Origin of the sequence: Halalkalibacter akibai JCM 9157, from assembly GCF_000513135.1 — a bacterium.
Lineage (GTDB): Bacteria > Bacillota > Bacilli > Bacillales > Bacillaceae_D > Halalkalibacter > Halalkalibacter akibai.
Map to the genome: position 1 here is coordinate 48,943 of NZ_BAUV01000012.1, position 20,215 is coordinate 69,157.

15 protein-coding genes and 2 pseudogenes are annotated in these 20,215 nt (G+C 39.3%); 16 read left to right on the forward strand and 1 reads right to left on the reverse strand.

What is annotated here, in order from left to right; genetic code table 11:
• Nucleotides 1-65: 65 nt before the first annotated feature.
• The 6 genes and pseudogenes from JCM9157_RS09105 (at nt 66) to yihA (ending at nt 9,185) form a co-directional block, all read left to right on the forward strand.
• On the forward strand, nt 66-1,109 hold the full coding sequence (locus JCM9157_RS09105) for a tetratricopeptide repeat protein (RefSeq protein WP_035664055.1): 1,044 nt from the start codon (nt 66-68) through the stop codon (nt 1,107-1,109).
• 125 nt (nt 1,110-1,234) lie between these two features.
• A pseudogene (gene tig / locus JCM9157_RS09110) lies at nt 1,235-2,526 on the forward strand (trigger factor).
• 511 nt (nt 2,527-3,037) lie between these two features.
• Complete coding sequence (clpX, locus tag JCM9157_RS09115) at nt 3,038-4,312, forward strand: ATP-dependent protease ATP-binding subunit ClpX (RefSeq protein WP_035664057.1); 1,275 nt, start codon at nt 3,038-3,040, stop codon at nt 4,310-4,312.
• A 174-nt stretch (nt 4,313-4,486) separates the two neighbouring features.
• Entirely contained in the window at nt 4,487-6,151 is a 1,665-nt protein-coding gene (gene lonB / locus JCM9157_RS09120; RefSeq protein WP_035664059.1) for an ATP-dependent protease LonB, read from the forward strand.
• A 121-nt stretch (nt 6,152-6,272) separates the two neighbouring features.
• Nucleotides 6,273-8,594: an endopeptidase La gene (gene lon, locus JCM9157_RS09125; RefSeq protein ID WP_035664060.1), complete on the forward strand. Its 2,322-nt coding sequence runs from the start codon at nt 6,273-6,275 to the stop codon at nt 8,592-8,594.
• 3 nt (nt 8,595-8,597) lie between these two features.
• Entirely contained in the window at nt 8,598-9,185 is a 588-nt protein-coding gene (gene yihA / locus JCM9157_RS09130; RefSeq protein ID WP_035664062.1) for a ribosome biogenesis GTP-binding protein YihA/YsxC, read from the forward strand.
• Nucleotides 9,186-9,390: 205 nt separating this feature from the next.
• On the opposite strand, the gene JCM9157_RS09135 is transcribed toward yihA, so the two are convergent.
• Nucleotides 9,391-9,867, reverse strand: a complete 477-nt coding sequence (locus JCM9157_RS09135) for a LiaI-LiaF-like domain-containing protein (RefSeq protein WP_035664063.1) — start codon at nt 9,865-9,867, stop codon at nt 9,391-9,393.
• A 278-nt stretch (nt 9,868-10,145) separates the two neighbouring features.
• Between JCM9157_RS09135 and hemA the strand changes: the two genes are divergently transcribed.
• The 10 genes and pseudogenes from hemA (at nt 10,146) to ysxE (ending at nt 20,132) form a co-directional block, all read left to right on the forward strand.
• Nucleotides 10,146-11,525 carry a glutamyl-tRNA reductase gene (gene hemA, locus JCM9157_RS09140; protein WP_035664064.1) on the forward strand — a complete coding sequence of 460 codons (1,380 nt, stop codon included), beginning with the start codon at nt 10,146-10,148 and terminating at the stop codon, nt 11,523-11,525.
• Nucleotides 11,526-11,543: 18 nt separating this feature from the next.
• Nucleotides 11,544-11,909 carry a hypothetical protein gene (locus JCM9157_RS26030; RefSeq protein ID WP_369384716.1) on the forward strand — a complete coding sequence of 122 codons (366 nt, stop codon included), beginning with the start codon at nt 11,544-11,546 and terminating at the stop codon, nt 11,907-11,909.
• Nucleotides 11,910-11,944: 35 nt separating this feature from the next.
• Nucleotides 11,945-12,357, forward strand: a pseudogene (gene ccsA / locus JCM9157_RS26035) (cytochrome c biogenesis protein CcsA).
• 49 nt (nt 12,358-12,406) lie between these two features.
• Nucleotides 12,407-13,342: a hydroxymethylbilane synthase gene (gene hemC, locus JCM9157_RS09150; RefSeq protein WP_035664065.1), complete on the forward strand. Its 936-nt coding sequence runs from the start codon at nt 12,407-12,409 to the stop codon at nt 13,340-13,342.
• The gene (locus tag JCM9157_RS09155) at nt 13,339-14,112 is read left to right on the forward strand and encodes a uroporphyrinogen-III synthase (RefSeq protein ID WP_035664067.1); all 774 of its coding nucleotides are present in this window, start codon (nt 13,339-13,341) and stop codon (nt 14,110-14,112) included. The genes hemC and JCM9157_RS09155 overlap by 4 nt, the downstream gene beginning before the upstream one ends.
• Complete coding sequence (hemB, locus tag JCM9157_RS09160; protein WP_035664069.1) at nt 14,109-15,092, forward strand: porphobilinogen synthase; 984 nt, start codon at nt 14,109-14,111, stop codon at nt 15,090-15,092. The genes JCM9157_RS09155 and hemB overlap by 4 nt, the downstream gene beginning before the upstream one ends.
• Before the next feature lie 15 nt (nt 15,093-15,107).
• Entirely contained in the window at nt 15,108-16,394 is a 1,287-nt protein-coding gene (gene hemL / locus JCM9157_RS09165) for a glutamate-1-semialdehyde 2,1-aminomutase (protein ID WP_035664070.1), read from the forward strand.
• Nucleotides 16,395-16,866: 472 nt separating this feature from the next.
• The gene (gene spoVID, locus JCM9157_RS09170) at nt 16,867-18,186 is read left to right on the forward strand and encodes a stage VI sporulation protein D (protein ID WP_035664073.1); all 1,320 of its coding nucleotides are present in this window, start codon (nt 16,867-16,869) and stop codon (nt 18,184-18,186) included.
• Between the two features lie 12 nt (nt 18,187-18,198).
• Nucleotides 18,199-19,107 carry a hypothetical protein gene (locus tag JCM9157_RS09175; RefSeq protein WP_035664075.1) on the forward strand — a complete coding sequence of 303 codons (909 nt, stop codon included), beginning with the start codon at nt 18,199-18,201 and terminating at the stop codon, nt 19,105-19,107.
• Nucleotides 19,104-20,132: a spore coat protein YsxE gene (ysxE, locus tag JCM9157_RS09180; protein WP_035664076.1), complete on the forward strand. Its 1,029-nt coding sequence runs from the start codon at nt 19,104-19,106 to the stop codon at nt 20,130-20,132. Before JCM9157_RS09175 ends, ysxE begins: the two co-directional genes overlap by 4 nt.
• Nucleotides 20,133-20,215 lie beyond the last annotated feature (83 nt).

Genomic DNA, 20,215 nt, shown 5'->3' on the forward strand with positions numbered 1-20,215 from the left:
AAGAGCTTGTCACCACTTTTTGAACGCACGCATAAATACTCTAAAGAAGAGTGGAGCGAGTTCTGGTGGATAAACGTAAAAATGCAAAAAATGAAAATATTATTTTATACCCCGGCCTTGTTAAGCGTTTAATCGAAAAGGGAATGGATGCTCTAAAAGAAAAAGATGGGAAGTCAGCTTATCAATTTTTTCTATCAGCTGAAGAGCATGAACCAGACAATTCACAAATTCTCTTTGGTAAAATGTTAAGCTTGGTCGAACTTGGAAGACTAGAGGAAGCAGTAGAGCATACTGACAGCTTGTTACGCGGAGACATTGGCGATTACTATGAAAATTTGCAAGTACATATATCTTTACTCGTTCAATTAGGAAAATATCAAGAGGTCGTTAACATTCTCGATGCCGTTTTATCGGAAGGGAATTTCCCAGCTCATTACGCTGAATCTTTTTATCAATTGTTACATTTTAGTCGGCAAATGGTAGGAGATACAGAGTGGAATCAGCCATTTGATTCATTGGATGATCCGATTCCGTCTGAATTAATGACGATGCTTGAATCAAGTTCGTTAGCGCTTCAATCAAAAGCCATTCAGCAATTAAAAGAAATAACCAATTCTGAAGCAACGAAGGCTCTAGTAGATTTCTTACATAAACCAAATCAAGATTATGTTCTGCAAAGTATGGCCTTACATGCGTTATATGAAAAAGATTGCGAAGAAGTAATACATATAGAAAAACAAGGTAGAAAGATGAAAGTGGTTCCTAAACAGCTAGGAACTATTTACCAACATGATTTTCAAGATAAAATACTAGATTATTTAAGTGATGAATTAGAACATGTTGACCCGCTTTTATATGATATTGCTAAACAAGTGATGACCACTTATATGTGGGCATTGTATCCTTTTATACCAGAACCTTTAGATGAAAAGTTCTGGGCGGATGTCTTTCACTATTGCGCTGTTATTAGAATGGGCTTAGAAGATGGCATTGAAAGGTTACAAGAAAGCAATCATGATCAATTAGAGTTATTTTTGGAAAAGGTAGAAGAAGTGAAAGAGCTAGAAGCACTTACTTATCAAATAGATACAACAGATTTTACAAGCTGATAGAATGTTGGAAATAGTACTATTTGAAATGAAACAACGTTATGGTATACTAGAGTGGTTGTCAAAGATAATAGAAGAAATCTATCGTTCGGAAACGATGATGTGTATAGTTGGAGGGAAAGTAAATGACTGCAAAATGGGAAAAGTTAGAAGGTAACGAAGGCGTACTTACAATTGATGTAGAAGCTGAAAAAGTAGATGCAGCGCTAGATCAAGCATTTAAAAAAGTATCAAAAAAGGTGAATGTACCAGGATTCCGTAAAGGGAAAGTTCCTCGTTCACTTTTCGAAAAGCAATATGGTGTTGAGTCTCTTTACCAAGACGCTCTAGATATTCTATTACCAGAAGCTTACGCTGCTGCTGTAACGGAAACAGGAATTGAGCCTGTAGATCGTCCTGAAATTGACATTGAAACAATGGCAAAAGGAACAACTTTAGTATTCACAGCTAAAGTCGTTGTAAAACCTGAAGTAGAACTAGGCGAGTACAAAGGTCTTGAAGTTGAAGCTCAAGATACAACAGTAACAGACGAAGATGTTGAAGCAGAACTTAAGCAATTACAAGAGCGTCAAGCTGAACTTGTTGTTGTTGAAGACGGAGCAATTGAAAATGGTGATACAGCTGTATTTGATTTCGAAGGTTTCGTTGATGGCGAAGCATTCGAAGGCGGACAAGCTGAGAACTATTCATTAGAAATCGGTTCTGGTCAATTCATCCTGGCTTTGAAGAGCAAATGGTTGGTCTTAAAGCTGGCGAAGAAAAAGACATCGAAGTATCATTCCCTGAAGAGTATCACGCTGAGAATTTAGCTGGTAAGCCTGCTACATTCAAAGTGAAGCTTCATGATATCAAGCGTAAAGAATTACCAGCTCTTGATGATGAATTCGCAAAAGATGCTAACGAAGAAGTAGAAACGTTAGAAGAACTAAAAACTCAATTAAAAGACAAGCTTACAAAAGATAAAGAGCACCAAGCTGAGCATGCAGTTCGTGATACTCTAGTAGAAAAAGCGGCTGAAAATGCTAAAATTGATATCCCAGAAGCAATGGTTAACACAGAAGTAGATCGTATGCTACAAGAATTTGAGCAACGTTTACAGTCTCAAGGTATGAATCTTGAACTTTACTTCCAATTCTCTGGACAAGATGAAGAAGCAATGCGTGAGCAGTTCAAAGTTGATGCTGAGAAACGCGTACGTGTTAACTTAACTCTTGAAGCAATTGCAATTGCTGAAAATCTTGAAGCTTCTGATGAAGATGTTGATAAGGAAATTGCAAAAATGGCTGAGATGTACCAACGTTCAGCTGAAGAAATTAAAAATATTTTTGCTGCTCAAGGTGGCCTAGAAAACCTTAAAGGTGATCTGAAAATCCAGAAAGCTGTCGAATTCCTTGTCGATAACAGTAAAACTGCATAATAAATAAATAGATTTTGTAGATGAACATGTAGACAAGGCGCGAAATTTCGTGCCTTGTTTTTCCATACTCATGTAGTTTGGTCATGTATGGAGTTTGAATATATTGAACAAGCTTAATAAAGAGAATGGATACAACATAAGCTTAATAAAAATGAATTTTCCTTAATAAAAAGGATTTTTCTTCATGAATCTTGAATGTATAATCAATCCATACATAAAATGAAGTAATCTAGGAATGATTGTCTTCTAGGACGAGTCAAAGATTTACATAGGATCTTTCGTGATCGCAAAGCGTGGAGGGTATATATATCATCTATTGCTTGAAGAATGAAAAGGGTTATCTTTAGGGGTTTAGTCAGCTTGTGTGATACAATAACGGAACATAAGGACGTTTTCTTTTATAATACATGAAGAAAACAAGAAAAGTACTGTTATTGTATTATCGTGTCCATTCATTAAAAAAGTAGGCCGCATGAGGATGGTACAATATTTTCTAAAGAGGTGAAGATAAATGTTCAAATTTAATGAAGAAAAAGGACAACTTAAATGTTCTTTTTGCGGAAAAACACAAGACCAAGTTCGCAAGTTAGTAGCTGGACCAGGCGTGTATATATGTGATGAGTGTATTGAACTTTGCACAGAAATCGTTGAGGAAGAGCTAGGAACAGAAGAAGAAGTTGAATTTCAAGAGGTTCCAAAGCCAAGCGAGATCAGACAGATTCTTGATGATTATGTCATTGGACAGGAACGCGCGAAGAAATCATTATCTGTTGCCGTTTACAATCACTATAAGCGTATTAATTCATTGTCACGTTCTGATGAAGTTGAATTAGCGAAAAGTAATATTTGTATGATAGGACCAACAGGTAGTGGTAAAACATTACTTGCTCAAACTCTAGCTCGTATTTTAAATGTACCGTTTGCGATTGCAGATGCTACATCACTAACGGAAGCTGGTTATGTTGGGGAAGATGTTGAGAACATTCTATTAAAACTGATTCAAGCTGCTGATTACGATGTTGAAAAAGCAGAAAAAGGCATTATTTATATTGATGAGATTGATAAGGTTGCTCGTAAATCTGAGAATCCGTCTATTACACGTGATGTATCTGGTGAAGGTGTACAGCAAGCCTTACTTAAAATTTTAGAAGGTACGAGTGCAAGTGTACCTCCACAAGGTGGACGTAAACATCCTCATCAAGAGTTCATTCAAATTGACACGACAAATGTTCTATTTATTTGTGGTGGTGCGTTTGACGGGATTGAACAAATTATCAAGCGTCGCTTAGGTAAAAAAGTAATTGGATTTGGATCTGATGTGAAACAAGATGATTTGAAGCCAGGTGAATACTTAGGTAAAGTTTTACCAGAGGATTTACTTCGTTTCGGTTTAATTCCAGAGTTTATCGGTCGTCTACCAGTTATTTCGAGCTTAGAGCCATTAGACGTGGATGCATTAGTTGAAATTTTAACAGCTCCGAAAAATGCTTTAGTGAAGCAATATAAAAAATTATTAGAGTTAGATGATGTTGAACTTGAGTTTACAGAAGAAGCTCTTCGTGAAATTGCCAACAAAGCAATTGAGCGGAAAACGGGTGCTCGTGGTTTACGTTCAATCATTGAAACTCTTATGCTTGACGTGATGTTTGACTTGCCTTCACGTGAGGACATCGTCAAATGTGTGATTCATGACAAGTGTGTTACGGACAATGAAGCACCTACATTGCTAACAGCGGATGGGGAAGAAATGTCATTATCCAAAACAGAACCAAAGGAAAGTGCATAACAATCAACAGGGGTTATCCTATTAGTCTAAGACTTTTGGGGTAACCCCTTTTCCTATATAGTTGAAAATATTCCTGTTTTTTTTCACCAATCATTCTCAAAACTTTCTTTGATTAGTGTTGTTTTTCCCGGTCATACTAAAAGAAACAAACGACTACATCAGGGAGGTTTCATTATGAATTGGACTGGAATTGCACTAGTGGTACAACTTTTCTTTGGTGTTATCATTGGTGTCTATTTTTGGAACTTATTAAAAAGTCAGCGTAATCAAAAGGTCTCAATTGACCGTGAATCAAGAAAGGAAATGGATGAACTTCGAAAAATGAGAGCCATTTCATTAAGTGAACCACTTTCTGAGAAAGTGCGACCAATTAGTTTTGATGACATTGTTGGTCAAGAAGAAGGAATTCGTTCACTTAGAGCTGCTTTATGTGGCCCGAATCCACAACATGTCATTGTTTACGGACCACCAGGTGTCGGTAAAACGGCTGCTGCTCGTCTTGTGTTAGAAGAAGCGAAAAAAAATTCAAACTCTCCTTTCTCACAAACAGCTGTTTTTGTTGAGTTAGATGGAACGACTGCTCGTTTTGATGAAAGAGGAATTGCAGATCCATTAATCGGCTCTGTTCATGATCCAATTTATCAAGGAGCAGGTGCGATGGGACAAGCTGGTATTCCGCAACCAAAACACGGTGCTGTTACGAAAGCCCATGGCGGAGTTTTATTTATTGATGAAATTGGAGAATTACATTCGATTCAATTGAACAAACTTTTAAAGGTTCTTGAGGACCGTAAAGTCTTTTTAGAAAGTGCGTATTACAGCGAAGAAAATCAGCAAATTCCTCGTCATATTCATGAGATTTTTCAAAAGGGATTACCAGCCGATTTTAGATTAATTGGTGCAACAACGAGAACACCTGATGAATTACCCCCGGCCATACGCTCACGTTGCTTAGAAGTTTATTTTAGAGCACTGAAACCAAAAGAAATCATCCAAATCGCTGAAAAAGCAGCAGATAAGATTAATTTCAACTGTGAAGCTGGGGCAATTGAGCAAATTGCTAAATACGCGACAAATGGTCGTGAAGCGGTTAATATTGTTCAAATCGCAGCTGGAATTGCGACGGCCGAAAGTCGTGAGGAAATTACACTAGCTGATGTTGAATGGGTTCTTCATGCAAGTCAAATTACGCCAAGACCTGAAAGAAAGATTCATCATGATTCAGCTGTGGGGTTAGTAAACGGATTAGCTGTATTTGGACCTAATTTAGGAGCGCTTCTGGAAATAGAAGTAAATGTAATTGAAAACAAAGGCAAAGGTACAGTGAACATCACAGGAATCGCCGAAGAAGAAAGTACAGGAAATCAAAGTCGTTCCATTCGAAGAAAAAGTATGGCAAAAGGCTCTGTAGAAAATGTTGTAACAGTACTTAGAAGAATGGGAATTCCAACATTGGATTACGACATACATGTCAACTTTCCAGGCGGAGGACCAGTAGATGGGCCATCAGCTGGGATTGCGATCGCAACAGGAATTTACTCTGCTATTCGTGGAGAAAAAGTAAAAAATACGATTGCGATGACTGGAGAACTTGGTATTCATGGTAAGGTTAAGCCAATCGGTGGGGTCGTTGCCAAAGTTGAGGCAGCTAAGTTAGCTGGTGCTACAACTGTTATTATTCCAAAAGAAAACGAACAAGCTTTACTTCAAACAGTTACTGGTGTTGAAGTGGTGTCTGTCGAACATTTAGATGAAGTGCTTGCACTTGCGATTGAGCAGGAAGAAAAAGAAATTATCCCAGCAAGTACAGAGCTAAACACATCCATCGCACCTGTTTAAAATTAGACAAACATAATGGTGATAAGATAAAATTGAAAAAGATGAATCATAAGCAAAGTCACCAAATGAGAATCTAAGTGTGAGTTAGATTCGGAAATTGGATGTATGGAGGTGTATGCGGATGGTCGATACAAACGATAGACGACAAATTCCGCTTCTGCCGTTACGCGGATTACTCGTTTTTCCTTCAATGGTGTTACATTTAGATGTAGGAAGACCTAAATCCGTGCAGGCGTTAGAACAGGTGATGGAGACGGACCATCAAATTTTACTCGCAACTCAAAAAGAAATTTCGATAGATGATCCTACCGAAGAAGAGATTTATCATGTTGGAACACTAGCAAAAGTGAAAAACTTACTAAAGCTCCCGAATGGTACGGTAAGAATTCACGTCGAAGGACTGCAACGTGCACGAATTAATGAATTCGTTCAACTAGAAGAGTATTTACAGGTCGATGCAGAAATGATCGAGCAAGAGGATGCGTTTTTAACAACAGAGAATCAAGCTCTTATGCGCAACCTCATGACCATGTTTGAACAATACACAAAAGTTTCTAAGAAGATCTCAGCTGAAACATTAGCATCAGCTCGTGACATTGCAGAACCTGGTCATTTTGCAGATGTAGTGGCAGCGAATCTTCCGCTCAAGCTTGCTCAGAAGCAAGAACTACTTGAAATCAGCTCTGTTAAAGATCGCTTAGTAAAGCTAATCGAGATTTTAAATAATGAACAAGAAGTTCTTGGACTTGAAAAGAAAATTGGGCAGCGTGTGAAGAAGTCGATGGAAAAAACGCAAAAGGAATATTACTTGCGTGAACAGATGAAAGCCATTCAAAAAGAACTTGGCGACAAAGAAGGGCGTTCTGGTGAAGTAACGACCTTACGTGAGAAAATAGAACAGTCGGACATGCCTGATTCTATTAAGGAAAAAGCGTTAAAAGAATTAGATCGTTACGAAAAAATGCCAGCAAATTCGGCTGAAAGCTCCGTGCTACGAAACTACCTTGACTGGCTCATTCAATTGCCGTGGTCTTTTGAAACAGAAGATCAGCTTGATGTAATCAGGGCAGAGGAAATTTTAAATGAAGATCATTACGGGTTAGAAAAAGTGAAAGAGCGTGTGTTAGAATACCTAGCTGTTCAACAATTAACAAGAGAATTAAAAGGACCGATCCTTTGTTTAGCTGGACCTCCGGGGGTTGGTAAAACATCTCTTGCTCGCTCGATTGCTCGTTCACTTAATCGGAAATTTGTTCGAATCTCACTTGGTGGAGTTCGAGACGAGGCGGAAATTCGCGGACACAGACGTACGTATGTAGGAGCGATGCCAGGTCGAATTATCCAAGGGATGAAAAAGAGTGGATCTATCAATCCTGTTTTCCTTTTAGATGAGATTGACAAGATGGCTCATGATTTCAGAGGAGATCCTTCTGCAGCCTTGCTAGAAGTATTGGATCCTGAACAAAACAATACATTCAGTGATCATTTTATCGAAGAACCATATGATCTTTCTAAAGTCATGTTTGTAACGACGGCTAATAATATCGGTACGATTCCTGGTCCATTGTTAGACAGAATGGAAATCATCTCGATTGCTGGTTATACGGAAGAAGAGAAGATTCAGATTGCGAAAAACTATCTTGTTCCTAAACAAATGAAAGATCATGGTTTAACTAAAGGAATGCTTCAAGTGAAGGATGACGCTCTTCAAAAAGTGGTGCGTTATTACACACGAGAAGCTGGGGTTCGTAATTTAGAACGTCAAATGGCTACGCTTTGCCGTAAAGCGGCTAAAATGATCGTATCAAATGAGAAAAAGAAAGTTATCCTTACAGCCAAAACAGTTGAGGAAATGCTTGGTAAACCAAGGTTCCGTTATGGTTTAGCTGAAATTGAGGATCAAGTCGGTGCTGCTACTGGTTTAGCTTATACAACAGTAGGAGGAGACACCCTTTCAATTGAAGTATCTGTTGCTCCAGGAAAAGGAAAGCTAACGTTAACAGGGAAATTAGGAGACGTAATGAAAGAGTCTGCGCAAGCTGCTTTTAGTTACATTCGCTCTCGTTCAGAAGAGTTAAATATTGACCCTGCTTTTAATGAAAAGCTAGACATTCATATTCACGTTCCAGAGGGAGCAACACCAAAAGATGGACCATCAGCCGGAATTACAATGGCTACTGCGTTAGTGTCTGCACTAACAGGTAGAAAGGTGAAAAAGGAAGTTGGAATGACAGGTGAAATCACACTTCGTGGCCGTGTCCTACCAATTGGTGGCTTAAAAGAAAAATCAATGAGTGCTCATCGAGCGGGATTAACAACGATTATCATGCCAAAAGACAATGAGAAAGATCTAGAGGATGTGCCTGAAAGTGTGCGAAATGACTTAACATTCATTCCTGTCTCTCATTTAGATGAAGTTCTCAAGAACGCGTTAGGGGAGTAAAGAATGAAAGTTACAAAAGCCGAATTAGCACATGTTGCCGTGAAAAAAGAGCAATATCCGACATCACATCTTCCGGAAATTGCATTATCAGGACGATCCAATGTAGGGAAATCATCTTTCATTAATAAAATGATTAACCGCAAAGCTTTAGCAAGAACGTCACAACGTCCAGGTAAAACACAAACACTAAATTTTTACGAAATCAATGAAATGATTTATTTTGTAGATGTACCTGGATACGGGTTTGCTAAAGCACCAAAACCAGAACGAGAAGCTTGGGGAAGAATGATTGAAACATACTTACAAGACCGTGATCAACTGAAAGCTGTTGTTCAACTTGTAGATGTAAGACATGCCCCTTCTTCAGACGACAAAGCGATGTATAGCTGGCTTAAGCATTTTGAGATTCCTGTCATTGTCATTGCAACAAAGAGTGACAAGATTCCAAAAGGCAAATGGCAAAAGCATTTAAGCGTGATTAAGAAAGATTTACAAATGATAGAAACAGATCCGTTATTGCTTTTCTCTTCCGAAACAGCACAAGGAAAAGAGCAAGTATGGAAAACGATTCTATATTACGCATCTCTATAAGAAAAAAGCGCATTGGATTTAGTAATCCAAATGCGCTTTTTTTGTATTCGTTTAAACTATGAACCAGTGAAATGGAGCGGAAAGCACTTGACTCCTGCGGGAAAAGAGGAAAAGGAAAGACCACACAGACGAAGTCGTGGGGGCTTACCTTTCTCCCCGCGGAAAGCAAGTGCCTGTAGCGCAATGAAACGGATACGTTTAGATTTTATTTTTTCCTCAAAATCAAAAATATTCCAACCACAATGAGAAAGATCGGCCATAGGTGCTGGATAAAGGAAAACCCTTCTACAAGCCAGTGGATCGGATTGATAGTTGTAAAGCTCATTAAAGATAACGTTAACAAAACAATGGCTGGTACAAAGCCATCCTTTCTATTTTTAAAATAAGAAAATAAAAACGCTAATCCAACAATAAGGGTATAAATTCCCCAATGGCTAGGCCACCAGTCAACGATCACATCAAGATGAAAATGAATAGCAAGCCCTGTTAACAAAACACCAGGGAAAATCATCGAATGCTCTCGGCCAAAATGAGCTTGAAGCAAAAAAGCAAGGCCTATAACAAATAACAAAGAGGGCCAACTTAAGAGTTGTTTGTGATAAGGAAGAGAAAATTGCTGAAGCAAATAATAACAACCAACCCCGATTAAAAGGACACCTGGGAAAATACGTTGTGTTTTCATTTGATCCTCCTATCTTTTTTTATATTAATCACAATAACTGGTTACGATATAAGAAGGAAGCAATTGCCGGTATATCCAAATTGATTTAACAATAAGATCATGATAGCATAGCTTCATGATCTGTTCACAATTTTTTTTGGTACGCTAGATTAGACATGTTATAATGTAGCTATGTTATACTGGTTGAGGAAAGTCCAGTATAAGACTTATTAACGAATAAATAAATTGATGACATAGATAAAAACGTACGGAAAATATATTTGGGGGTGAACGTCAGGATGCATATTCTTGTTGTCGGATTTAACTATAAAACAGCTCCTGTCGAGATGAGAGAGAAGTTTGCATTCCAAGAAGCCGAACTTCCAAACGCACTATTAAAATTGCGAAATATGAAAAGCATTCTTGAATGTACGATTGTATCGACCTGTAATCGCACAGAAGTCTATGTAGTTGCCGATCAGTTGCATACTGGACGTCATTTCACAAAGACTTTCTTAGCGGAGTGGTTTGACCTTCCTAAAGAAGAGTTCATAGCTTATTTGGACATTCGTGAAGATCACCATGCAATCGAGCATTTATTTAGAGTTTCCTGTGGACTTGATTCGATGATTCTTGGGGAAACACAAATTTTAGGTCAAGTGAAAGAAAGCTTCTTACTTGCACAAGAGCACGGAGCAACTGGTACGATCTTTAATCAATTATTTAAACAAGCTGTTACACTTGCGAAAAAAGCTCATACAGGAACGGAAATTGGTTCGCATGCTGTATCAGTTAGTTACGCTGCAGTAGAACTTGGAAAAAACATCTTTAATGATTTCACTGGTAAACATGTCGTTATTCTCGGCGCTGGAAAGATGAGTGAGTTAACAGCGAAGCACCTACATGCAAATGGTGCGAAGCAAATTACAGTGATTAACCGTACGGAAGCAAAAGCGGTTGAACTAGCAGCTCGTTTTCTCGGACAAGCGAGACCACTTGAAGAATTGCAGCGTACATTAGCAGAGGCTGATGTACTAATCAGTTCAACAGGAGCACGCGATTTCGTTGTGACAAAGGAAATGCTTGCAGGAACGTTGAAAAAGCGTAAAGGTCGTCCGTTGTTTATGGTTGATATTGCCGTACCACGTGATTTAGATCCAGCGATAGCTGAATTTGATGATGTTTATTTATATGACATTGATGATTTACAAAACATAGTTGAAGCAAACTTAGCAGAACGTAAACGTGAAGCTGAGAAGATTGAGATTATGGTAGAAGCAGAAATTGATGAATTTAAGCAATGGTTAAATACGTTAGGAGTAGTACCGATTATCACAGCGTTAAGGACGAAAGCATTAGCAGTTCAAGCTGAAACAATGGAAAGCCTTGAACGTAAACTACCGAACTTAACGGATCGTGAAAGAAAATTGATCAACAAACATACAAAAAGTATCGTGAATCAACTTTTACGAGATCCAGTTACAAAAGTGAAAGAACTTGCTGGGGAACCCGATGCAGATGCGACTCTTGAACTCTTCACTAAAATCTTTGCTTTAGAAGATGAACTAGCGGTACAAGAAAATCAAGTTCGAGTTGCAGAGGCAGAAAAAGAGTGGGAATCGAAAAAGCAAGAGTTTGTGAAAGCACCTAGACAACGTGAAGCGGTTGTCCGTTCTTAAGAAAGAAGGGACGTTTGAATGAATTGGATTTATCCTATTACAATCATTCTTTATAGTATCAGTTTACTTGGTTATTTTATTGATTTCTTACAAAACAACCGGAAGGTCAATCGTATGGCCTTCTGGTTGCTTTCTATTGTTTGGGTATTACAAACCGTTTTCTTTATTATAAGAGCATCTGAACTTGAGCGCTTGCCTCTGTTAACACCATTTGAGGGCCTCTTTTTTTATGCCTGGTTAGTGGTTACGTTATCATTAGCTATTAACTGGTTTTTTCGAGTTGATTTCCTAGTGTTATTCACGAATCTAATTGGGTTTAGTATGATGCTTTTAGCCTGTTTACCCCGGATGGTGATGTACCTGAATCACTCTCTTCTTTATTAGCGTCAGAGCTCCTCATCATTCACATTTCTTTTATCCTGCTTTCATATGCGGCTTTTACGTTATCATTTGCATGTCAAATTATGTATTTTATCCAACATCAAATGTTAAAAAGAAAGCTGTGGGGAAAACGATTATTACGTTTTGGGGCGCTATCTAAATTGGATTCACTATCCTTTGGAGCGGTAATGATTGCCTGGCCTTTTCTATTAATAGGCTCATTCTCGGATTTATTTGGGCTCATAGCCAGCTAAATTATGTTCCATTTTTTGATACGAAAGTGATAAGCTCTTTAGTTGTATTAGGAATCTATGCATACTATATTTATCAAAGAGTTGTTAAAATGGCTAGAGGCTATAACATGGCTTTGCTTGGAATTGCAGGCTTTTTAATTTTATTAATCAACTATTTCTTATCAGGACAGTATTCATCTTTTCACATTTGGTATTAAAGACGAAAAAACATTATAATGAACAAAAGAGTAGTAATTGGAGGAAGTTATGCGCAAAATTGTGATTGGCTCAAGAAAAAGTAACCTTGCCCTCGTTCAAACGGACTGGGTAATTGAACAACTAAAGAAAACAGGTCTTCCTTATGAATTTGAAGTAAAGAAAATCGTTACAAAAGGAGATAAAATTCTCGATGTAACTCTTTCAAAAGTTGGGGGAAAAGGCTTGTTTGTTAAAGAGATTGAGCAAGCTCTAATAGATGGTGAAATTGATTTAGCGGTTCATAGCATGAAAGATGTACCTTCTGTTTTACAGAAAGAGTTTACGTTAGCGGCAATTACGGAACGTGAAGACCCAAGAGATGCGCTTATTTCAAACAATCATGTTAAACTTGCTGATCTACCTGCAGGTTCGGTTATTGGAACAAGTAGCTTACGTCGATCTGCTCAAATTTTAGCTGAACGTCCAGATCTAGAAGTGAAATGGATTCGTGGAAATGTTGAAACTAGACTACGCAAGCTTAAAGAAGAAGGTTTTGACGCCATTATTTTAGCGGTAGCTGGAATTCGTCGTTTAGGGTTTCCAGACGATCTTGTCACAGAATACTTAGATCCAGAAATGTGCGTACCAGCTGTTGGTCAAGGTGCACTTGGACTTGAATGCCGTGCAGATGATGAAGAATTAGTTGATCTACTTCAACATTTAAATGATGATGCAACTGCACGTACTGTAACAGCGGAGCGTACGTTCTTAAATCGCATGGAAGGTGGCTGCCAAGTACCGATTGCTGGGTACGCGACAGTTACGCTTGAAAATGAAATTGAGTTAACAGCTCTAGTCGGGTCACCAGACGGTAAAGTGTTAATCAAGGAAACAGTAAAAGGATCAGATCCAGTTGATTTAGGAGAAAGAGCGTCACAACTTTTACTGGACCAAGGAGCAAAGGAAATACTAGATAAAGTAAAAAAAGAGCTGGATCAAGGATGACCGATCGTCCTTTAGCTAGTAAAATAATTCTAGTTACTCGAGCAAAAGAACAAGCTCAAGATTTAACGAAGTTAGTTGAAGCAAAAGGCGGAACCACCATTGAAGTTCCGCTTATTGCTTTTCAGTCACTTCAAACACCTGAAATAAAAACAGCCATACATACGATTAACGACTACCAATGGCTTATTTTCACAAGCTCAAATGGAGTTCGTTTTTTCATGGAACAATATGAATTACTTCAGCAAACATGGAAGCTTCCAAAGCATCTGAAAATAGCCGTCGTTGGCCAAAAAACAGAACGAACACTAGCAAAATATCACTTACAGGCTGACTTATGCCCCGACGAATTTGTTGCTGAAGGTCTAATTGAAGAATTAAAAGGGCAAATTAGGAACAATGAGCGTGTGCTTATTGCTAGAGGAAACCTTGGTAGAGACATCCTCGTTCAGCAACTGTCGAGGATCGGAGCACAAGTTGACGATGTAACGGTGTACAAAACCGTTGTTCCAGAAGCAGCTAATCAGTTAGAACAAGTTCTTAATCATTCAATCGACTACATAACATTTACGAGTTCATCGACCGTTCATCATTTTATGCAAATTATTAGACAAGCAAACATTCAGATTCAAGCAAAGATTGCCTGTATTGGCCCGATTGCGGCAAAAACAGTGCAAGACTATGGCTTGACGGTTGATGTTATGCCTACTACATACACGATTGACCACTTAGTTGAAGAAATTATCGCTGATACAAAGGAGAATCATTCATGAAAGATTTACAATTTCGTCGTCACCGCCGCCTTCGAGGTACAGCAAGCATTCGCAGCATGGTTCGAGAAACGCATCTTCATCCAGAAGACCTTATTTATCCGATCTTTGTCGTTGAAGGGACTAATGTAAAAAATGAAGTACCTTCAATGCCAAATGTTTATCATTTATCATTGGATTTACTTGATGCAGAAGTGAATGAAGTAGCTTCACTTGGAATTCCTGCAATTATCGTATTCGGTGTTCCAAGTGGAAAGGATGACATTGGTTCTTCAGCGTTTCATGTTAATGGCATCGTTCAAAAAGCGATTCGTCAAATTAAAGCAAATCAGCCAGATTTAACGGTTATCGCTGATACATGTCTTTGTCAATTCACTGACCATGGCCATTGTGGTGTGATTGAAGAAGGGAAAGTTCTCAATGACCGAACGTTAAATTTATTAGCAAAAACAGCTGTGTCTCAAGCGGAGGCTGGTGCAGATATTATTGCTCCTTCTAATATGATGGACGGCTTTGTAGCGGCAATTCGTCACGGCTTAGATGAAGCAGGTTTTATTGATGTTCCAATTATGTCATATGCAGTGAAATTCGCTTCTGCCTTTTACGGTCCGTTCCGTGATGCAGCGCACAGCTCACCGAAATTCGGTGACCGTAAAACCTATCAAATGGATCCAGCTAATCGTCTAGAAGCTTTACGTGAGGCGGAGTCAGATATGGAAGAAGGCGCAGATTTCCTTATTGTAAAGCCAGCTCTTTCTTATTTAGATGTGATTAGAGAAGTAAAGGACTTTTCTGGTTTTCCGATCGTTGCTTATAATGTAAGTGGCGAATATTCAATGGTGAAAGCGGCAAGTCAAAACGGTTGGATTAATGAAAAAGAGGTTGTACTAGAAAAATTAACGAGCATGAAGCGTGCTGGTGCAGATTTAATTTTAACGTATCATGCTAAAGATGTTGTTCGTTGGTTACAAGAAAACAAGTAAGGAAGGGGACCATACATGCGTTCATATACGAAATCTCAAGAAGCTTTCGCAAAAGCGAAACCCGTAATGCCAGGTGGAGTAAACAGTCCTGTACGTGCCTTTAAATCAGTGAAAATGGATCCTGTCTTCATGGAGCGTGGACAAGGCTCAAGGATCTACGATATTGATGGAAATGAATACATAGATTATGTGTTATCATGGGGGCCACTCATTTTAGGTCATGCAGATGAGCAAGTCGTGGCAGCTCTGAAAGAAGCAGTAGAAAAAGGAACAAGCTTTGGTGCTCCAAGTGAGCTAGAAACAAAACTAGCAGAACTAGTCATCGAACGTGTGCCTTCAATTGAAGTTGTGCGAATGGTGAACTCAGGAACTGAAGCAACCATGAGTGCACTTCGATTGGCAAGAGGATACACAGGTCGTAATAAGATTTTGAAATTCGTTGGTTGTTACCACGGACATGGAGACTCGTTACTCATTAAAGCTGGATCAGGTGTGGCCACGTTAGGTTTACCTGATAGCCCAGGAGTACCAGAGTCTGTCGCTCAAAATACATTAACGGTTCCTTATAATGATATCGAAAGTGTTCGTTATGCATTTGAGAACTTTGGTGATGACCTGGCTGGAGTCATTGTAGAACCTGTAGCTGGTAACATGGGTGTTGTGCCGCCTGAACCTGGTTTCCTAGAAGAGTTAAGAACGTTAACAGAGGAAAATGGAACTCTACTTATTTTTGATGAAGTCATGACTGGCTTCCGCGTTGGGTACAACTGTGCTCAAGGTAAATTAGGTGTTACACCAGATTTGACTTGTTTAGGAAAAGTAATTGGTGGAGGCTTACCAGTAGGGGCATACGGAGGTAAGCGCGAGATTATGGAACAGATTGCTCCAGCAGGACCAATCTATCAAGCAGGAACTCTTTCTGGTAATCCGCTCGCTATGACAGCCGGTTATGAAACATTATCGCAGTTAACACCGGAAAACTATGATCAATTTGAAGCTTTAGCTGAGCGTCTTGCTCATGGCTTATCGGAAGCTGCAAAAAAATACGAGATTCCACATTCCATTAACCGTGCTGGATCTATGGTTGGCTTTTTCTTCACAGATGAAAAAGTAGTGAATTTCGAAAAAGCATCAACAGCAAATCTAGATTTCTTCACTCGGTACTTCCAAGAAATGTTAAACCAAGGCATTTCATTACCACCATCGCAATTTGAAGGAATGTTCTTATCAACAAAGCATACGGAAGCAGACATTGATAAAACCATTGCAGCAGCAGAAATTGCATTTTCGAAGTTGAAATAAGGTTGTTTAGTTTTGATCGTTGCAATATATGTTTTTTCTCATAGTGAAATGAAGCGGAAGTCACTCGACTCCTGCGGGAAAAAGAGGTAGGGTCGAGACACCACAGGCAAAGCCGTGGAGGCTCGACACCTCCCCGCGGAAAGCGAGTGACTGGAGCGTAATGAAACGAACATGGCTAGAAAGAACAACAAAGTATGAGAAGACTATAATTTAAAACGAAAGCCTGTTACGAGACTAACACTCGTAACAGGCTTTTTTCATTGCTTGAATAACTCTATAAATAAATGAACTCTATGAATGTTAAAGAGATCCAAGCATATCTATTTTAGTAGGGATATAAAAATAAGTTGAGTAAAAAACTGATGAGTTTCTTAGATTTACTAGCATATTGCCTGAGAACTTGTCATAGAGTGATATTGTACTGACTATGACCGTAGCAGAAGTTAGAGATTATATTGAGGAGGAATGCAACGTGACACAAGAACACCCGTCAAAGTTATCATTTTCAATTGAGGAATCGGTTTGGTTAAATAGAAGTCAAGAGGTAGAAGAAATTCTAGGCATGTCGCTTGAACCTGAAATTGTTATAGAAGAAAAAGATCATCATGTCTATATTAAGGGTGGCTTACGTCTCGTTGGAGAATATCGTTCTTCCAACAGTGATTCAGCAGTTGATGCAGAAACTTCCCTACAAGAACAAGTATCTTTCCGTTCAGCAGGAGATGTAACCGTAACATCAGACGGTACTGGAGAAATTAAACATTTCTTTCCTATTGATGTAACGATACCGATCAGTCGCATTCAAAACTTAGATGATGTTTATGTTCAAGTGGAATCATTTGATTATGATCTTCCGGAAAAAAGTTGCATCCAACTTACGGCTGATATTAGCATTAGTGGAATGACGCAGCAATTGGGTCAAACAGAAAAACGTGACGAAAAAGCTCCAAAACAAGAAGAAACTCCACGAGTAGAAGCTGCACCTCAGCTAGAAGAGGCGCCAGAGCTTGAAGCAGTTCCTACTGCGTTTTCATTTGAAGCTAGAAAACGTCCTGAGTTGGAACAACCGGTTCAGGAACGAGTAGCGCCACCTACAGCGGTGCCACCAACACCAGCACCAACAGCGGCACGCACACCACGACCGTTTGATCAATACCAGCACCCTTTTGGAGCAGTACCGCAGCAACCGCCAGCTTATCAACGACCAGTATATGAGCCTGAAAAACAACAACCAGTCGTGGAGAAAGAACCAGTGGCCGAAGCTCCTACAACAAGATTACCACAGCAAGAACAGGAGGAACCTGCATTGACAACAAATGAATCTCGATATGATGATCAGTATGATGACTCTGTAGAAACAGAGGAACTTGAGGAAGTAAGAGCAGAACAACAAGAGGTAGAAGAAGTCGAAGTGGAAGAGGAAGTAGTGGAGGAAGTAAGAGAAGCTCCGCCAGCTCCACCTGAAACAAAAATCAATTTAGCTCCTTTAAAGGAAATGGCAACGGCACCAGCTGCCGAAGCGAAAGGTGAAGAGGACGCTGAAGTAGAAGATTCAAAGCCATTATCAGCTAGAGAAGAAAATGCACTGTACTTAACAAAAATGCTTTCAAAAGGCGAAGAAAGATTCTCAAAGTGGAAAATGTGCATCATTCAAGAAAATGAATCTTTAGACACGATTGCTGATAGGTATGAAATTAGCACAAGTCAACTTGTAAGAATGAATCGCTTGCAAGGAGAGCAAGTAGAGGAAGGTCAAATCCTTTATATACCTGTTCGCATTGAGTCTAAATAAAGGAGAGCTCTCATGGAATTGTTGGATCGGCTCAAGGAACAATATGAGTGGCAAGACGTTAAATTCGTAAACGAGCAATTAGTAGAAACAGAACTAGGTCGAAAAAGGGTGCGCTATTGGACGGACAAAGCGCTCCTTGACTGGCATATCGCGTGGCGTGACGGTTGTAGCGTCACGCCGTATATGCAAACCGATCGAATGATTCGAAATAAAGATCAGCAGGCATGGATTGACTGGAAAGAAGGGTGGCTAACCGTTCATGATGAAGTGGATAACAGCTTCCGATTAAATCAATCCGATCAGAAAGTCGGTCAAATGATTGGGACGATGATTGCATATGGACTACGAGCAAATCCAGAGCTGGATCCAGCTAAGCCAAAAGAGCCACTCTTTCAAACAGCGTTTAACCATTTATCGGCTTTGAAAGAGGAGCAACGCATACTCATTCGTTCTTTAATTAAAGAATCAGATGTGCGAATGAGAAAAGCCAAAGCCCTAACAGCAGATAAAAAAGAGCAATTACCCATACTTGATCCGCTCACCTCTATAGATCAAGCTCAGACGATCCATCAAATTTTTCTTTGGTTTGGATCCACAAACCAGCCTGAACGCGGATATTACTCTTTGCGTTCTTTTCTTTTAAAATGGCTTGAAACAAATGGAACAGAATCTCTTCAAGCATTGTTAGAAGAATTATTCAACAATCAAGCTATGACACGTGATCAAGCGATTCTTTTATTAGCAGAATGTTTAAAGCCGTATGAACTTGACCGGCTTGTTCGTGAAATGACAAAAGGAACGGAACAACAACAGATCGAAGAAACGATCGAAGCCGTCACAAAAGAGTGGGAGCAATCGAAAGAGCTTGTTCAAAAGCTTAGTGTTCTGATTGATTCGAAAAAGAAGGTGTTAACGACATGATGCAAGCACAATCTCCTTATGATTCGGTGCTCTTTTACTATGATTTGTATCCACAAGCCATTGAAGACTTCGGTAAAATCAAAAAGGTGACGACAAATCGCGGTGTTTTTGCGTTAAAAGAAACGCGAATGTCACCAGAGCAAGCCGATAGTTTTATTCACGCGTTACGAAAGCTAACGAAGCTTGGCTATACGCAAACGGTTCCGGTGTATCCAACTAAATACGGTGAATATGTACTTCAAACAGGTGATTATGCATACTACCTTATGCCATGGGTAGAACCGATTGAGTACACAGCCAGAGAAACGCAAGAACAAAAACTAGCTTCACAACTTGGGATCATTCACAGACTTACAGTGAAAACCCAACCTTTCTTAAAAGAAAATGTGGAAGAATCATATCAACAACTGCTTAGAAGATGGGAAATGAGGCGACTGGAATTAAGTCGTTTTGCCGATCAAGCAGAAAGAAAGACGTATATGTCGCCGTTTGAATTAACTTTTATCACACACGCACATATGCTTGACCAAATGGCAGAAGTAGCTAAAGGCCATTTAGAAAAGTGGTTTGAACTTTGCTTAGAAAAAGAAAAGTATCGCACCGTTTTATGTCATAGTCGAATGAATCGCACACATTCCTTTTTCTCACCTGAAAATGAACCATTGCTGTTAAATTTTGAGAGAGCTTGTGTAGACACTCCATCTCGAGATATCGCTAGCTTTTGTCGTTATAGCTTCCGTCATGCCTATTGGGTGGAGGAAGAAGTGTTACAATGGTTTCATAATTACGAAAGTCACCTTCCGCTTTTAGAAGAGGAAAAGCATTTAATCTGCGCTTATCTGAACTTTCCAGAACCGATTGCGTTTGCGGTTGATGCGTATTTGGAAAACCGAGGAACAGCCGGAGAGTTCGGGCATGTCCAAAGATTAGAAAAGCGCTTAACGTCAATGCGCAGAGTGCAGCGCCTGACGCAAAAGCTTATTATAGTACCCGATCCACAACAACAAACTCAAACTCCACAATAACGTTCTCTTTCCTTTGAAAGAGAGCGTTTTTTTAGGCTGTTTTCGTATACTTTGCTATTTTTAGGAGGCAAGCAGTCCTCTAC

What these genes read in the sequence shown, in the direction of transcription:
- clpX (WP_035664057.1), top strand. Translation starts at nt 3,038, where the DNA reads ATGTTCAAATTTAATGAAGAAAAAGGACAACTTAAATGTTCTTTTTGC.
- lonB (WP_035664059.1), top strand. Translation starts at nt 4,487, where the DNA reads ATGAATTGGACTGGAATTGCACTAGTGGTACAACTTTTCTTTGGTGTT.
- lon (WP_035664060.1), top strand. Translation starts at nt 6,273, where the DNA reads ATGGTCGATACAAACGATAGACGACAAATTCCGCTTCTGCCGTTACGC.
- yihA (WP_035664062.1), top strand. Translation starts at nt 8,598, where the DNA reads ATGAAAGTTACAAAAGCCGAATTAGCACATGTTGCCGTGAAAAAAGAG.
- JCM9157_RS09135 (WP_035664063.1), bottom strand. Translation starts at nt 9,867, where the DNA reads ATGAAAACACAACGTATTTTCCCAGGTGTCCTTTTAATCGGGGTTGGT.
- hemA (WP_035664064.1), top strand. Translation starts at nt 10,146, where the DNA reads ATGCATATTCTTGTTGTCGGATTTAACTATAAAACAGCTCCTGTCGAG.
- JCM9157_RS26030 (WP_369384716.1), top strand. Translation starts at nt 11,544, where the DNA reads ATGAATTGGATTTATCCTATTACAATCATTCTTTATAGTATCAGTTTA.
- hemC (WP_035664065.1), top strand. Translation starts at nt 12,407, where the DNA reads ATGCGCAAAATTGTGATTGGCTCAAGAAAAAGTAACCTTGCCCTCGTT.
- JCM9157_RS09155 (WP_035664067.1), top strand. Translation starts at nt 13,339, where the DNA reads ATGACCGATCGTCCTTTAGCTAGTAAAATAATTCTAGTTACTCGAGCA.
- hemB (WP_035664069.1), top strand. Translation starts at nt 14,109, where the DNA reads ATGAAAGATTTACAATTTCGTCGTCACCGCCGCCTTCGAGGTACAGCA.
- hemL (WP_035664070.1), top strand. Translation starts at nt 15,108, where the DNA reads ATGCGTTCATATACGAAATCTCAAGAAGCTTTCGCAAAAGCGAAACCC.
- JCM9157_RS09175 (WP_035664075.1), top strand. Translation starts at nt 18,199, where the DNA reads ATGGAATTGTTGGATCGGCTCAAGGAACAATATGAGTGGCAAGACGTT.
- ysxE (WP_035664076.1), top strand. Translation starts at nt 19,104, where the DNA reads ATGATGCAAGCACAATCTCCTTATGATTCGGTGCTCTTTTACTATGAT.